Origin of the sequence: Curtobacterium sp. MMLR14_002 (assembly GCF_001864975.1) — a bacterium.
GTDB classification, from domain to species: domain Bacteria; phylum Actinomycetota; class Actinomycetes; order Actinomycetales; family Microbacteriaceae; genus Curtobacterium; species Curtobacterium flaccumfaciens.
Genome location: NZ_MJGT01000106.1, coordinates 1 through 468 on the forward strand (window position 1 = coordinate 1; position 468 = coordinate 468).

At 56.2% G+C, this 468-nt stretch carries 1 protein-coding gene; it reads right to left on the reverse strand.

All coding sequences use genetic code 11. The features are described from left to right. Nucleotides 1-435 (reverse strand): hypothetical protein (locus BIU91_RS18645; protein WP_139196877.1); only part of this gene is annotated, 435 nt, incomplete at its 3' end. Nucleotides 436-468: the final 33 nt, after the last annotated feature.

The window sequence follows — 468 nt, forward strand, 5'->3', positions numbered from 1 at the left end:
GCTTTCAAGCTTCGCGCGGTTGTCGCCGGATGCCAGGAGGATCTTGACAAGGTCGTCTTTCTGATCGCTCTTTACCTGGCCAGCTTCGATGCGAGCTTCCGCGTATGCGCTGGCTTCCGTTTGGGCGAGCTTTTCAGCCGCTTCTACGCCGCGCTGAGCGTTGGCGCGCAAGGTCGCGAGTTCGTCGGCGCTGATGTGCACCTGGCCATCGTTCGCTTCAACCTTCTTTTCAGTCTTGATGCCGAACTTCGTCAGTTCGTCGGCAGACAGTTGATCTTTATGTTCTTCGAGGAAAGCGCGGTGCTCGTCTTTGAGAGCGCTTGCTTCCATCGTTCGGACGTCTTCGAGTTTCAAACTCATAGGTTCTCCTTCTGTTCGTTTATTGCTGCTGCCTTGAATCTCCGAGGCCGCGACCTTCTTGAGCTTCTTGAACAACGGACGGTTGGTCAGGCCCGCGCCGGTAAGGAC